At 70.4% G+C, this 12797-nt stretch carries 9 protein-coding genes; 6 read left to right on the plus strand and 3 right to left on the minus strand.

Annotation, left to right across the window (positions count from 1 at the left end; translation table 11 throughout):
- Positions 1-46: 46 nt before the first annotated feature.
- Complete coding sequence (locus ACFYV5_RS26985) at positions 47-1600, minus strand: N-acetylmuramoyl-L-alanine amidase (RefSeq protein WP_389172626.1); 1554 nt, start codon at positions 1598-1600, stop codon at positions 47-49.
- A gap of 137 nt (positions 1601-1737) precedes the next feature.
- Here ACFYV5_RS26985 and ACFYV5_RS26990 point away from each other — a divergent pair, with 137 nt between their 5' ends.
- From ACFYV5_RS26990 to ACFYV5_RS27005, 4 genes are all read left to right on the plus strand, one after another.
- Complete coding sequence (locus ACFYV5_RS26990) at positions 1738-2490, plus strand: TIGR03089 family protein (protein ID WP_389172628.1); 753 nt, start codon at positions 1738-1740, stop codon at positions 2488-2490.
- Positions 2491-2667: 177 nt separating this feature from the next.
- Positions 2668-4020, plus strand: a complete 1353-nt coding sequence (locus tag ACFYV5_RS26995) for an LCP family protein (protein WP_389172630.1) — start codon at positions 2668-2670, stop codon at positions 4018-4020.
- Positions 4021-4268: 248 nt separating this feature from the next.
- The gene (locus tag ACFYV5_RS27000; protein WP_389172632.1) at positions 4269-6101 is read left to right on the plus strand and encodes an LCP family protein; all 1833 of its coding nucleotides are present in this window, start codon (positions 4269-4271) and stop codon (positions 6099-6101) included.
- A gap of 50 nt (positions 6102-6151) precedes the next feature.
- Positions 6152-7900: an LCP family protein gene (locus ACFYV5_RS27005; protein ID WP_389172634.1), complete on the plus strand. Its 1749-nt coding sequence runs from the start codon at positions 6152-6154 to the stop codon at positions 7898-7900.
- A gap of 99 nt (positions 7901-7999) precedes the next feature.
- On the opposite strand, the gene ACFYV5_RS27010 is transcribed toward ACFYV5_RS27005, so the two are convergent.
- Positions 8000-9058, minus strand: a complete 1059-nt coding sequence (locus tag ACFYV5_RS27010; RefSeq protein WP_389172636.1) for a glycosyltransferase family 2 protein — start codon at positions 9056-9058, stop codon at positions 8000-8002.
- 301 nt (positions 9059-9359) lie between these two features.
- Here ACFYV5_RS27010 and ACFYV5_RS27015 point away from each other — a divergent pair, with 301 nt between their 5' ends.
- The gene (locus ACFYV5_RS27015) at positions 9360-10757 is read left to right on the plus strand and encodes an LCP family protein (RefSeq protein WP_389172638.1); all 1398 of its coding nucleotides are present in this window, start codon (positions 9360-9362) and stop codon (positions 10755-10757) included.
- A 58-nt stretch (positions 10758-10815) separates the two neighbouring features.
- Here the strand turns inward: ACFYV5_RS27015 and ACFYV5_RS27020 are convergent, their stop codons facing one another.
- A complete protein-coding gene (locus tag ACFYV5_RS27020; protein WP_389172640.1) occupies positions 10816-11373 on the minus strand; it encodes an acyl-CoA thioesterase in 558 nt (185 codons plus the stop codon).
- A gap of 119 nt (positions 11374-11492) precedes the next feature.
- On the opposite strand from ACFYV5_RS27020, the gene ACFYV5_RS27025 reads away from it, so the two are divergent.
- Positions 11493-12731: an LCP family protein gene (locus tag ACFYV5_RS27025; protein ID WP_355114629.1), complete on the plus strand. Its 1239-nt coding sequence runs from the start codon at positions 11493-11495 to the stop codon at positions 12729-12731.
- Positions 12732-12797: the final 66 nt, after the last annotated feature.

Below are 12797 nucleotides of genomic sequence, written 5' to 3' on the forward strand. Positions count from 1 at the left end.
CGATGTGACCGGTCAGTTTATGCAGATGGTCGGACCGGCGACCTCATCACCGTCGCCCCTGGTACTTCGCCGACGCGCTCCTCGCGGTGCCGAGCTTGCCGTAGAGGCGTGCGCCCGGGCAGGCCGTCGCGAATCCGTCCCGGTGCCCCGCGATGGCGTTGAACTTGACCTTCTTGCCCTTCTTGTAGAGGTTTCCGCCACCGGACGTCAGCGTCACCTTGCCCTTCGGATTCACCCCGTGCAGCCCCAGCTTCCACGCCGTCAGTCGGGCGACGGCGGTCACCACGGCGGCCGGCGGAGCCGTCTTGGCATAGCTGCCGAGGACCGCGATGCCCATGCTGTTGGTGTTGAAACCGAGCGTGTGGGCGCCGAGTACCGGCTTGGCCACGCCTCCCGCGCGGCCTTCGTAGATGGTTCCGCACTTGTCGACGGCGAAGTTGTAGCCGAAGTCACGCCAGCCGCTGCTCTTGGTGTGGTAGCGGTAGATACTGCGGAGGACGGAGGGGGCCTGCTTGCAGGTGTAGTTGTTGCCGGTGGCGCTGTGATGGATGAAAGCCGCCTTGACCGCCTTGGTGTAGACGAAGCCCTTCTCCCGCAGCTTCTCGTCGGCCCCCCACCCCTTGCGCGTGACGATCTTCGGGCGGGGTCCGATGTACGGCTTCGCCGCGGCCGCGGCCGGGATCGCGGCCGTACCGACCGGGGCGAGCTGGGCGTTGACGGAGGCGGCGGCCGCCTCTTCGACGGTCGGCGCACGCAGCGCACGGGGCGCGGTCGTCCGCGCACCAGTGGCCAGCGCCCGGGTCGCCGTCGGGGCTCCGTCGGCGGTGTCCGCGGTGTCGGAGGCGGTGTCCGCGGTGTCGGAGGCGGTGTCCGCGGTGGTGTCGGAGGCCGGCTCGGGGCCGGGGTCGACGAGTTCGAGGCGCAGCCCGCCGGGAAGCGGTGGAGCCTCCGCCGCGCCGGGCCCGTGGTCCGCTCCGCCCTGTCCCGGCAGTACGCGGATCTCGACGCCGTCCGAGTCGCCGACCCACAGCGGCGCGGTGGCGCCGCGGAGCCCGCCCGCCGCGGCCTCGGGAGTGCCGGGGTCGGCCCCGTGGTCCTCGTTGTGGATCTCCACCTCCTGCCACTCCGACCACTCCCCGCCCCCGGTGGCCCGGGTCCGGACCTGGACCGTGCCGTGCAGTTCGGCTCGTGCGTCGTCCCAGACGACACCCACGAGCGAGAAGGGCCTGACGTCCCGTCGGGTCAGGCCCTGCGCCGCCGCGGTGGCGCCGAGGGCCCGCCGTGCGGTTCCGATCGGGCCGAGCGGCAGGGACTGGGTGGTTCCGGCGACGTCCGTTTCGACGGAGCCGGAGGTGGATGCGGTTGCGGGTACGGGTGCGGAGGCAGGTTCGGATGCGGACGCGGACTCGATGTCGGAGGCGGGCACGGTGTCGGAGGTGGAGGCGGGCTGCGCGGCGGGGTCCCCGGCGGTCGGTACGACCGCTGGTGACCCCGTGGGCGCGCCCGGTGGGAGCGACACCGCCGGCGTCGCGAGGGACAACGGCAGGGCGAGCGCCGCCGCGCAGGTCACGGCGATCGAGGAGACAAGGTAGGCACGCATGAGGCGATCGTCCGTATCCCCGGGCCGTTCCGCACGGCGGGATTCCACCCGGAAACTGACGGAGCGTCGGGCCGACCGGTGGACGGTGTCACCGGTACGGCGGGGTCCCGCACACCTCCCCGCGTACCCTTGCCCGCGTGAACGCCAGCGACCGCACCCCCGCCGACCTGCTGCGATCCGCGCTCGCCGCGGACCCCGCCCGCCCCTTGGTCACCTTCTACGACGACGCCACCGGTGAGCGCGTCGAATTGTCCGTCGCCACCTTCGCCAATTGGGTGGCCAAGACCGCCAACCTGCTGCAGGGAGAGCTCTCCGCCTCCCCCGGCGACCGGCTCGCGCTGCTGCTGCCCGCGCACTGGCAGACGGCCGTCTGGTTGCTGGCCTGCTCGTCGGTCGGCGTGACCGCCGAGCTCGGCGGCGACCCGGCGGGCGCCGACTACGTCGTCGCCGGGCCCGACTCCCTGGAGGCGGGCCTGACCTGCTCGGGAGACCGGATCGCGCTCTCCCTCGCTCCGATGGGCCGCCGCTTCCCCGCCCCGCCCGCCGGTTACGCGGACTACGCGGTGGAGGTGCCGAGTCAGGGCGACCGGTTCGCCCCGTTCGTCCCGGTCGACGCGGACGCTCCGGCACTCCTGGTCGACGGTACGGAACTGTCCGGCATCCAACTCGTCGAGCGAGCCCGCGCGGACGCCGAGGCCCTCGGTCTCGCGCCCGGCGCGCGGCTGTTGTCCGGCCGTCCGTACGACACCTGGGACGGTCTTTCCGCCGGGCTGTACGCGCCTCTGGCGGCCGGAGCCTCCGTCGTCCTGTGCCGGAACCTGGACCAACTGGCGCCCGAGGCCCTCGAGAAGCGGGTGGAGAGCGAGCGGGTCACGGTGACCGCGACCTGACGACCCGCTGAGGATCCACCCGTATGGCGCACCGACTCGCCGAGTCCCCGGGTCTGTGCGTCAACTCCGGTACATGATCGGCGGGTACGCACCCCCCTGCCCGCACAACCAGGCGTCAGGTTCGGCCGTCCATGTATGTGAGCGGCGGCCCCGGCTCGCCCGCCGACGCCATGAAGGATGGACTCAGACGTGACGGACAGCGCCGGCCCGCCCGCCGAACCCGACCCCCCGGCCGGGGACGAGACGCCCAGCCAGGAGGGACCGGCCGGTGTGGAGGAGGGGGCCGGTGCTCGCGCCCGGGCCGGAAGGCCTGCTGGGGCGGGGGGCGGTCCTGGCACGAGCAATGCCCGGACCGGGGCCAGAGCTGCTGCCGGCGGCGGCGAGGGAGACGCCCCGCGCGCCCGGCGCTGGTTGCGTTGGACGGCGCTCGGATGCTCGGTCGTCGTCCTCGCCGCGGCGGGTGCCGGCTGGTGGTTCTACCGCAAGCTCGACAACAACATCACCACCGACACCAGCGCCGCCGCCGAACTGCTCGAGTACGAGAAGGAGCGCCCGAGCGCCGTCGTCTCGTCCGCGCGGAACATCCTGCTCATCGGATCCGACACCCGGGCCGGCGCCGGCAACTCCCGGTACGGGAAGGACAAGGGGACCCAGCACTCCGACACCACGATCCTGCTGCACCTCTCGGCGGGGAAGTCGAACGCGACGGCGGTCTCCGTTCCGCGCGACCTGATGGTGGAGATCCCCGATTGCCGCGCACCGGACGGAACGCGCACGGGCGAACAGTTCACCCAGTTCAACTTGGCCTTCGAGATCGGCGGCACAGCCTGCACGATCCGCACGATCGAGCGGCTGACCGGCATCCGGATGGACCACCACATGGTGATCGACTTCCAGGGCTTCAAGAAGATGGTCGACGCCGTGAACGGGGTGGAGATCTGCCTCAAGGAGCCGATCGACGACGACGGCGCCCACCTGAAGCTGCCGGCCGGGCGCCAGACGCTCCGCGGCGAGCAGGCGCTGGGTTTTGTACGGGCCCGCAAGTCGCTCGGGAACGGGAGCGACACGGAACGCATGGACCGCCAGCAGCAGTTCCTGGGGGCCCTGGTCAACAAGGTGCAGAGCAACGGCGTCCTGCTGAATCCGACCCGGCTGTACCCGGTCCTGGACGCGGCGACGAAGTCCATCACGACCGACCGGGGGCTCGACTCGCTCCGCGACCTGTACGACCTGGCGCGCTCGATGCGGGCCGTCCCCACGGAGAAGGTGCAGTTCCTGACGGTGCCGCGGCAGCCGTACTCGTACAACGCGAACCGGGACGAACTCGTACAACCCGAAGCGAGCCAGCTCTTCAAGCAGCTCCGCGAGGACAAGCCCGTCACGGTGAAGCCGGGCGGCACGCCGTCGTCATCCGAGAGCGCGGGCGAGGGCACAGGCCGCGACGGGAAGCCGGACGACGCGGGCTCACCGAGCCCGGCCCCGACCCCGACGTTCTCGGGGCGCAACGCGGCCGAGGGTGCGTGCTCCTAGGGGCCCGTCGAGGGGGGTGAGTAAAGGGGAGTCCAAGGGGAGGGCTGGGGTGGATGAGGTTTGAGCAAATTGCCCGGTTGTAAGGGGCGTGGAATTTGTCACGGACGTCGCCCCACGCTGAACTGGGCGGATAGTGTGACGCGATCCGGTGCACCCGACCGCGTGGTCGCGCACTCAGACGGATCGAACGACCGAGCGCCCGACGGGGAAGGCGCCTCGCGTGGCACCGACGGAGGATTCAAGTAACCGTGGACGCGCACAGCCGTGGACAGGCGGACGAGATCGACCCCGCCGACCAGTGGGTACTCAACCCGCAGACCGGCAACTACGAACTGCGACTGAACCACTCCGCTGAGCAGTCGACGCACCAGTCCCACTCCCGCGGCGTCACCACTCCGGCTCCGAGATCCGCTGAGCGCTCCGGAAGCGCCGAGGGTTCCCGGAGCGGGCAGGGTTCGCGCACCGCGCAGCGCTCCCGGAGCGCGGAGCGTTCACGGGGCTCAGAACGTTCGCGCACCGCGACCGAGGCTCCCGTTCCCGGGCAGCGCCGCCGCCGCGCCCCCGAGGGCCCCGGCGGCACGCAGCCGTCGGCCGGTCGCCGCAAGCGCAAGCCGCAGAAGTCCCGCAAGAAGAAGGTCCTGCTCTGGACGGGCGGGACGATGGCCGTCGTGCTCGTGGCCGGTGCGGCGGGCGCGTACGCGCTGTACGACCACTTCAACGGCAACCTCAACACCATCGACGTCGGTGACGCCGCCTCCGGAGGCGAGACGATGGAGGGGCCGCTGAACATCCTGATCATCGGCAACGACGTCCGCACCGGCGAGGGCAACACGAGCTACGGGAACAAGGACAACGTCACCGGCCACGCCGACACGACGTTCCTCTTCCACGTCTCGGAGGACCGCACCAACGCGACGGCCATCAGCATCCCCCGGGACCTCAAGATCAAGATCCCGGACTGCCCCACGAAGCAGCCCGACGGTTCGACCAAGGTGATCCCCGGCTCGGTCGGCACCACGAAGTTCAACGAGTCGTTCGGCGTCGACGGCCGCGACCCGGGCTGCACGATGCGCACCGTCAAGGAACTCTCGGGCGGGCTGGAGATCAACCACTTCATGATGGTCGACTTCAACGCCGTCAAGACACTGTCGACCGCGGTCGGCGGCGTGAAGGTCTGCCTGAACAAGCCCATCCACGACAAGTCGTACTCCAAGCTCAACCTCCCCAAGGGTGAGCACAAGATCATGGGCGAGGACGCGCTCGCGTTCCTCCGCAACCGCCATGGTCTCGGCAACGAGAGCGACCTGGACCGGATCAAGATGCAGCAGCAGTTCCTCGCGTCGATGATCCGGCAGTTGAAGGAAGAGACGCTCGACAGCCCGACGAAGCTGTATTCGGTCGCGGACGCGGCGACCAAGGCGCTCACCGTGGACCGGGGAATAGGCACCGCCATGAAGCTGACCACCCTGGCCAAGGAGCTCGGCAAGGTCGACCTCAAGAACATCACCTTCATGACCGTGCCCGTCGTGGACAACCCGGACGAGCCGCCGAACAAGCGGGCGACCGTCGTCCTCGACCAGACCAAGGCACCGCAGGTCTTCAACATGGTGCAGAACGACATCTCCTTCACCGAGGTGAAGAAGAAGGAGAAGGACGCCAAGAACGCGCAGGCCCAGGCCGAGGCGAAGCTGCTCCAGGGACCGCGCGCCGAGGCGGTCGACGTGCGCGTCGACGTCTACAACGGCAGCGGCATCACGGGCGCGGCGCAGAATACGATCGTCTGGCTGCAGAACGAGCAGGGCGTGACGAGGTCCACGAACAAGTCCAACGCTCCTGAGAAGGCGGCGAAGACCACACTCACGTACGCACCGAACCAGGCCGATCAGGCCCGCAAGCTCGCGGACATGATGGGCCTGCCCGCCACGGCGCTGAAGCCTGGCACCACGAACGCCGGGGAGCGCGAGCCCATGACGCTCGTCCTCGGTTCCGACTTCAAGGGCGCGGGGATGCCCATCACCGGTCCGGTAAAGGCGCCGGACGTGGGTCAGGTCGAAGCAGACAAGAAGGTGTGCGCCCAGTGACCCGGAAACACCGGGTCGCGGAACGCGCCTGAAAACCGAGGGGACCAGGGGTGGGACAGAGCAGCGTGCGTAGGGAGGGGACGCGGGGACGCGTTCCGCACGCCCGCGATTTGGGCTGGGACGAGAGTCTCTACGGAGACGGTGACGGGCGTGCGGCTGGTGCGGGTGCCGGGGGCGACACCCGCACGACCGGTGGGGGTACCGGTGACAGTGCGGGCGACGGTGGCGGGAGCGGTGGGCAGGTCCGTACGAGTCATCGACGCAAAGGGCCGCGCAGGCGGGCCAGGAAAAGCGGAAAACGCAAGATATTCCGCTGGGTCGCCGGGACCCTGTCGCTCCTGATACTCGCGACGGCCGGCGCCGGATACCTGTACTACCAGCACCTCAACGACAATCTCCGCGGCGGCAGCCGCGCGGGCGGCGAGAGCGGCGTGAAGAAGGCCGCGCCGAACGCGCTCGGCGACACCCCGCTCAACATCCTTCTGATCGGCTCCGACAGCCGCGCCGACGCGAAGAACGTGGCGCTCGGCGGTGGCAAGAACGAGCGGGACCGCAAGCCGCTCGCCGATGTGCAGATGCTGCTGCACATCTCCGCGGACCGGAAGAACGCCAACATCGTCTCCATCCCGCGCGACACGGTCGTCCCGATCCCCGCGTGCAAGGACGAGGACGGCACGCCCTACGCGGCCACGACCAACAGGCCCATCAACGAGACGCTGAGCCGCGGCGGTCCTGGCTGCACCCTGACCACCTGGGAGAGCCTCACCGGGGTCTACATCGACCACTGGATGATGGTCGACTTCGCCGGTGTGGTCGCGATGGCGGACGAGGTCGGAGGCGTCCCGGTCTGTGTGACGACCGGTGTGTGGGACAGATCGACCGCGACCGTGAAGGGCGGCTCGGGCCTGCAGTTGCCCAAGGGCACCACCGAGGTCAAGGGCGAGCAGGCGCTCCAGTGGCTGCGTACCCGGCACGCGTTCGGCAGCGACCAGAACCGCGCCAAGGCCCAGCACATGTACATGAACGGCATGATGGAGAAGCTCCAGAAGCAGAACGCCTGGACCGACACCGGGCGGCTGATGGGTCTGGCGGAGACCGCCACGAAGGCGCTTCAGGTCTCCGACGAGATCCGTTCGGTGGCGAAGCTCTTCGATCTCTCCATGCAGCTCAAGAACGTGAAGCTCGACCGCCTGACGACGGCGACGGTCCCGACGAGGGCGTATCCGCCGAAGCCGAACCAGTGGCTCGAGATGGTCCCGGCGTCCGCCGACAAGATGTGGGCGATGCTCCGCGACGACGTGGCCTTCGACAAGAACGGCGACGCGGCCGGCGCCAAGCCGTCCGCCTCCGCGAAGCCGACGGGCCCGACGGCCGGCGCGCCGAGCACCCTGGGCATCACGGTGATCAACGGCACGGGAGTCGACGGTCAGATGTCCGTGGACGGTCGGGCGAGCGGTATGGCCAAGAGCCTCCAGGACAAGGGCTTCACGCAGGCGACCGCCTCGCGGAGCACCGAGCCCCGCAAGGACACGGTCGTCACGTACCCGAAGACGGAGGGCGACCAGGCCAAGGCCGACGCCCTGTCCGTAGCCAGGTCCCTGGGCCTGCCCGACTCGGCCGTCCGGGCCGACGCCAAGGCGGAGAGCATCACTCTGGTGATCGGCGGCGACTGGCGCGAGGGCGCCACGTACAAGAAGCCGAAGACGGAGGCGGGCGACCTCCCGGAGGGCGCCGACGACAAGGTGGACTGCATGGAGGTCTACTCGGTCTACAGGTGGGACGGCAAGAGCAAGAGCTGACGCTTCCCTCCCGATGACGTGATGGCCGGGCCCTGAAGGGTCCGGCCGTCACGGGGTACTGCTCGGCCCGCTGTGCGCGGCCTCGTCGACCGCGGGGGGTCAGGCGCCGTTGGCCGGCTCCGACGTCGGTTCCGAGACCTTCGCGGCCTTCACCGACGGGCGGCGGCTCGCGATGACCTTCTTCGCGAGGGCGCGCGGGCTGGTCAGGAAGCCGAAGCCCCATGACATGTGCATCGTCGCGAGGGCCACCGGGATCTGGAGGCGGGCCTTCAGAGGGAGGCCCTTGCCCGCCGGGACGGAGCCCGCGGTGATCGCGGCGAGGTAGCCGGCCGGGATCACGAAGCCGAGCGGGGTGAGCGCCACGCCCACGACCAGGCCGATCGCGATCGCGCAGACGGCGGTCGGCGGGGCGAGGTAGCGGAGGTTGATGGAGCCCTGGTGGTAGCGGGCGACGACATGGCGCCACCGGCCGTAGTCCTTGTACTGCTTCGCCAGCGCGCGGACGTTCGGGCGGGGCCGGTACTGGACGCGCAGGTCGGGCGAGAACCAGATCAGGCCGCCCGCCTCGCGGATACGGAAGTTCAGCTCCCAGTCCTGGGCGCGGATGAACTCCACGTTGTAGCCGTCCTGCTGCTCCAGGGCCTCGCGGCGGAAGACACCCAGATACACGGTCTCGGCCGGACCCGCCTCGCCGCCGGTGTGGAAGGAGGCGTTGCCGACGCCGATCTTCGAGGTCATCGCGGCGGCGACCGCCCGCTCCCAGTCGTTCTCGCCCTCGGCGTGCATGATCCCGCCGACGTTCTGCGCGCCGGTCTCCTCCAGGAGGCGGACGGCGGTCGCGATGTAGTCGGGCGACAGCATGCCGTGACCGTCGACCCGCACCACGATCGGATGACGGGACGCCTTGATCGCCGCGTTGAGGGCGGCGGGGGTCCGGCCCGTGGGGTTCGGCACGGTGTGGACGCGCGCGCGGGGGTCGGACGCGGTCTCGCGTACGAGTTCGGCGGCGATCTCGTCGGTGCGGTCCGTGGACGGGCCGAGGGCGATCACCACCTCCATCTCGCCGTCGTACTCCTGCTCGAGGATGTGACGAACCGAGTTGCGCAGGTGCCGCTCCTCGTTGAGGACCGGCATGATCACGGAGACGGGGGGCTGCATGAAATCCTCGGGGGTCCTGGGGGTCGTCCCCCAGAAGAAACAGTCTCGGGGGTCCGGGGTGGTCCCCCGGGAGACGGCAGATTCGCCCGACACGTTACCGCGAACGGGGGACACGAAGCGCGTCACCGGGGCCGGTGCACCCTTGCGCTGATCGTATGGGCCTACCGTGCTCACGGTCCCCTCGTCCCACCCGCGGAGGTGTCCCCCGGTGCCCACACCGCCCCGCACGCCCCGTCCCCGGCCGGCCGCCCGCCCTGTACCGGCCCGCCGCGTCAGACGGGTCCGGCGGCCACGGTGGGGGATGCGGATGGCGACGACGCTCTCCGTGCTCGTCCTGGGAGCGGGCGGTATCGGCCACGCGGTGGTGACCGGCCTGGACACCGGGATCTCCCGGGTCGACCCCTTCAAGGACATGAAGAACCGCCCCCAGGCCGGGAACGGCATGAACGTGCTGGTGGTGGGCACGGACGGGCGGGACAGGATCACGGAGGAGCAGCGCAAGGAGTATCGGCTCGGCGGTGAACCCTGCCACTGCACCGACACCGTGATGCTCGTGCACATCTCCGAGGACCGGGATCGGGCGAGCGTGGTGAGCCTGCCCCGTGACTCGTACGCCGAGATGCCCGAGCACGTCGACGCGACCACCGGAACGGTGCACCAGGCCCACCCGGTGAAGCTGAACGCCGCGTACGCCGAGGGCGGGCCGGGCCTCACGGTGCGGACCGTCGAGAGCATGACGGGCGTCAAGATCGACCACTATCTGGAGGTCGACTTCACCAGCTTCATGAAGACGGTGGACGCGGTCGGCGGGGTGCAGATCTGTACGGCGCGGCCCATGAAGGACGCGTACACCGGGCTCGACCTGGCGGCCGGGCCGCACGAGCTGAGCGGCGGGCAGGCGTTGCAGTACGTGCGCGCCCGCCATGTCGACGGGGCGTCCGACATCGGCCGGATGCAGCGCCAGCAGCGCTTCCTCGCGGCACTGATCGACCGGGTGACCACTGGCGGGGTGCTGCTCAACCCGGTGCGGTTCCGCCAGGTCGCCACGACGATGCTGACCTCGGTACGGGCGGACCGCGGTTTCGGTACGGAGCAGATCCTGGCCCTCGCGAAGGGGATGCGGGGCTTCACGCCGGCGTCCTCGGAGTTCGTCTCGGTGCCGATCGGGGAGATGAGCTTCCCGGTGAAGGGCATCGGCCAGACGGTGAAGTGGGACGCGCCCAAGGCGCAGAAGCTCTTCCAGGCCCTGCGCGACGACCAGCCGCTCACCCCGCACAAGGTGGCGCCGAACGGCGGCCCGAAGGCCGCGGCGACGAGTGCTCCGAAGCCCGCGGTGGTGGACGTGGCGCCGAAGAGGGTCCGGGTGCAGGTCTACAACGGGACGCGGACGGACGGGCTGGGCCGGAAGGTCGACGACGCGCTGCGGGCCACGGGCTTCGACACGACGCGCGCGCCGCGCACCGGGGACGGCGCCGAGCGTGCGCGCACGCTGGTGGAGTACGACCCGGGCTGGGACCGCTCGGCGAAGTCCTTGGCGGCGGCGCTGCCGGGGGCGGAGCTGCGTGCGGTGAAGGGGCTGGGCGGCACGCTGCGGGTGACGGCGGGTCTCGACTACAAGGGGGTCACGCCCGTGCGGGCGGAGGAGGCGTCCCAGGGTCCGTTCCAGGCGGTGACCGGGGACGAGGTGGTGTGTCCGTGACGCGGTCGCGGTGAGGGGGCGACGGGACGGAACGCATGCCCACAGGGGCCGCGTCCCGTCAGTCCTCGTAGCCCTCCGCCGCGCGGCGCTCCCGCAGCTCCTTGATCGCGCGGCGGCGGGCCAGTCGGTGGGTGCGGCGGATCTGGGCCTCCTGGTAGCGGCGCTTGTCCCGCTCGGTCTCCGGGAGCACCGGTGGGACCGGGCGGGGCTTGCCGTCGCCGTCGACCGCCGCGAAGACCAGATAGGCCGAGCCGACCTGCTGGGCGGGGGTGGACTCGTTCCACCGCTCGGCCAGGACCCGGACACCGACCTCCATCGAGGACCGGCCCGTCCAGTTGACCTGGGCCTTCACATGGACCAGGTCCCCGACCCGTACCGGCTCCAGGAACACCATCTCGTCCATGGAGGCGGTCACGGCCGGTCCGCCCGAGTGCCGGCCCGCGACCGCGCCCGCCGCGTCGTCCACCAGCTTCATGATCACACCACCGTGCACCGTACCCAGGAGGTTGGTGTCGTGGCTGGTCATGATGTGGCTGAGGGTGGTGCGGGACGCGGAGGTGGGCTTGCCCGGGATGTCGCCCTCCGGGCGGTCCGTGCGCTGGGCCTGATCTGTCATGCCCTCCACCTTATGCCGGGTCCCCGGCTCGTCCCCTTTGCATCAGCTTGGCAACAGCGCCGCCCCGATTCCCCACCCGCCCTGTCGGCCGCGGGGACGCGGCCTGCACACTGGTCCGCATGAATGACTGGCCCGATGACGGCGGATACGGCCGTGGCAGCGCGAGCTCACAGCCCGAGGGAGCTCGCCGGATGCGCCATGTGCAGCGTCCGCAGGTCCCGCAGCAGCCGCCTCGGTACGACCAGGGGTACGGGCAGCAGCCGGGCTACGACTCCGGATACAACACCGGCCAGGTCTACGGCGGCGCCCCCCAGGGCGGCGGAGGCCGTGGCACCGTGCCGCCGCAGTACGCCCCGCCGCAGCCCGGGCGCCCCGCGCCCGACTGGCGGCGCCGGATCAAGGTCGGCTCGATCGTCCTGGTCGTCGCCGTCCTCGCCTGGAGCGTCGGCACCTACGCCTGGGCCAGCTCCCGGATGCGTAACGAGGTCGATCTGGCCAAGGTCATCGAGCGGCCGGCCGAGGGTGACTGCACCACGTATCTGATCGTCGGCTCCGACAGCCGTGAGGGCATGTCGGCCGAGGAGAAGAAGAAGCTGCACACGGGCTCCGCCGCGGGCAAGCGGACGGACTCGATGATGATCCTCGCGGCCTGTTCCAGCGGGAACACGATGATCTCGCTGCCCCGCGACTCCTGGGTCACCATCCCGTCCTTCGTCGGCTCGGAGTCCGGGAAGAAGTTCGCGGCGCGCGGCGGCTCGAAGCTCAACGCCGCGTACGCGATGGACGGCCCCGAGCTCCTGGTCCGCACGGTGGAGTACAACACCGGTCTGCGGATCGACCACTACGCGGAGATCGGCTTCGCCGGCTTCGCGAACATCGTGGACGCGCTCGGCGGGGTCGAGATGAACATCGAGAAGGGCTTCAAGGACAAGAAGTCCGGCGCCGACTTCCAGGCGGGCGAGCAGACCCTCAACGGTGAGCAGGCCCTCGCGTTCGTCCGTACCCGCTACGCGTTCGCCGAGTCGGACCTCGCGCGGACGAAGAACCAGCAGAAGTTCCTGTCCGCCCTGGCCAACCAGGCGGCGACGCCGGGCACGATCCTCGACCCGTTCACGCTGTACCCGACGCTGGGCGCCGGCCTGGACACGCTGATCGTCGACAAGGACATGTCGCTGTACGACCTCGGCAAGATGTTCTTCGCGATGAAGGGCATCAGCGGCGGTGACGGGAAGTCGATGAACATCCCGATCTCGGGCAGCGCGCCGCAGGGCTCGCTGAAGTGGGACATGCCGAAGGTGAAGCAGCTGGTGCAGCAGATCCAGAACGACGAGAAGGTCACCGTCACCTCGGATCGCTGACCGGCGGCTCGCTGACCGGCGGCGAAGGCATGCCGCGCCCGCGGGCCCGACTATGCTCGGGCAGGC

It is taken from the genome of Streptomyces sp. NPDC003035, from assembly GCF_042888285.1.
GTDB lineage: Bacteria > Actinomycetota > Actinomycetes > Streptomycetales > Streptomycetaceae > Streptomyces.

Bases quoted from the DNA above. Each gene is read 5' to 3' on its own strand.
- ACFYV5_RS26985 (WP_389172626.1), bottom strand. From the start codon at position 1,600: ATGCGTGCCTACCTTGTCTCCTCGATCGCCGTGACCTGCGCGGCGGCG.
- ACFYV5_RS27015 (WP_389172638.1), top strand. From the start codon at position 9,360: ATGCGGATGGCGACGACGCTCTCCGTGCTCGTCCTGGGAGCGGGCGGT.
- ACFYV5_RS26995 (WP_389172630.1), top strand. From the start codon at position 2,668: ATGGACTCAGACGTGACGGACAGCGCCGGCCCGCCCGCCGAACCCGAC.
- ACFYV5_RS27020 (WP_389172640.1), bottom strand. From the start codon at position 11,373: ATGACAGATCAGGCCCAGCGCACGGACCGCCCGGAGGGCGACATCCCG.
- ACFYV5_RS27010 (WP_389172636.1), bottom strand. From the start codon at position 9,058: ATGCAGCCCCCCGTCTCCGTGATCATGCCGGTCCTCAACGAGGAGCGG.
- ACFYV5_RS27025 (WP_355114629.1), top strand. From the start codon at position 11,493: ATGAATGACTGGCCCGATGACGGCGGATACGGCCGTGGCAGCGCGAGC.